At 45.5% G+C, this 749-nt stretch carries 3 pseudogenes; 2 read left to right on the top strand and 1 reads right to left on the bottom strand.

The window, feature by feature from the left end:
• Positions 1–219, top strand: a pseudogene (locus tag L5M49_RS25115) (ISAs1 family transposase); the annotation flags it as partial.
• Between the two features lie 43 nt (positions 220–262).
• Positions 263–556 (top strand): annotated as a pseudogene (locus L5M49_RS25110) (type I restriction endonuclease); the annotation flags it as partial.
• Here L5M49_RS25110 and L5M49_RS25105 read toward each other — a convergent pair.
• Positions 531–749 (bottom strand): annotated as a pseudogene (locus L5M49_RS25105) (ISAs1 family transposase); the annotation flags it as partial. The pseudogenes L5M49_RS25110 and L5M49_RS25105 sit on opposite strands and share 26 nt — an antisense overlap.

Genomic DNA, 749 nt, shown 5'->3' with positions numbered 1-749 from the left:
CATTGGCACATCGAGAACCTGCAACACTGGGTGCTTGACGTCACTTTTAGGGAAGACTGTTCAAGGATTGGTGACCGTGAAAACGCGAAGAAGATGGCGCTATTTCGTCGTATCGTGCTGAACCTTTTAGAGCAGCATCCGCTAAAAGCCAGCAAACCAACCAAGATAAGAAAAGCTGCATGGAATGGCGATTTTAGGAGCGATATTTTCTTTGGTTAAGAGATTTAACAAAGCTTAATCCCGCCCTGACACAGAAGACGGTTTAGTTGAGCAGCCAGCTATTGCTTTGTTTAAAAGCTTAGGGTGGGAAGTGCAAACATGTTGGGACGAATTGTTTGGCTCTGATGCCCAAGGAGAGCTAGCCTTTGGGCGTGAAACTCGAAGTGATATTGTTCTCAAGAACCGTCTTCGCCAAGCGCTTGAAAGATTCAATACGGCTGTGCCAACTAGAATCATTCAAGAAGCTATCGATGAGATTTGTCGTGATCGAAGCTCAATGAGCAGGGCGGGATTAAGCTTTGTTAAATCTCTTAACCAAAGAAAATATCGCTCCTAAAATCGCCATTCCATGCAGCTTTTCTTATCTTGGTTGGTTTGCTGGCTTTTAGCGGATGCTGCTCTAAAAGGTTCAGCACGATACGACGAAATAGCGCCATCTTCTTCGCGTTTTCACGGTCACCAATCCTTGAACAGTCTTCCCTAAAAGTGACGTCAAGCACCCAGTGTTGCAGGTTCTCGATGTGCCAATG

Origin of the sequence: Shewanella sp. SM74 (genome assembly GCF_025653725.1) — a bacterium.
Lineage (GTDB): Bacteria > Pseudomonadota > Gammaproteobacteria > Enterobacterales > Shewanellaceae > Shewanella > Shewanella oncorhynchi.
The sequence above is the reverse complement of the archived record's forward strand: the minus strand, read 5'-3'. Positions and strand labels throughout refer to the sequence as shown.